General features: G+C 50.0%; 1 pseudogene. It reads right to left on the bottom strand.

The features are described 5' to 3' along the window. Positions 1–306, bottom strand: a pseudogene (locus ACT3TY_RS17930) (transposase); the annotation flags it as partial. Between the last annotated feature and the right edge of the window lie 60 nt (positions 307–366).

Below are 366 nucleotides of genomic sequence, written 5' to 3'. Positions count from 1 at the left end.
ACTTCACTTCAGGCTCTTCGCAAAGTACACCGCGGCCTTTTTTGTGATAGCCAGCTCCTCATTGGCTTCGGCTAATTGCCGCTTCAGACGAACGTTTTCTTCTGCCAGCGACCGCTCTCGCTCAGATGTATCTTGCTGTTGCTGAACCTTAGAACGCCACTGATAAAGCTGACTCGAGTGTATGCCCAGTTCACGAGCCGCTGCGGCAACGCCTATGCGATCAGCAAGCGCTAACGCTTCTTGCCGATAGGTATCTGAGTAACGGGTATAGGATTTTTTCTTCATTGATGTCGTCGATCTTGCCATGGTTCACCTCGTTGCAGTGTATTACATTCTTGAGGTGTCCATCGTTACTGGGCAAGATCA

It is taken from the genome of Halomonas sp. AOP22-C1-8, from assembly GCF_052378905.1.
In the GTDB taxonomy this organism is placed as follows: Bacteria; Pseudomonadota; Gammaproteobacteria; order Pseudomonadales; family Halomonadaceae; genus Vreelandella; species Vreelandella citrativorans.
This window is presented reverse-complemented; position numbering and strand designations above follow the sequence as displayed.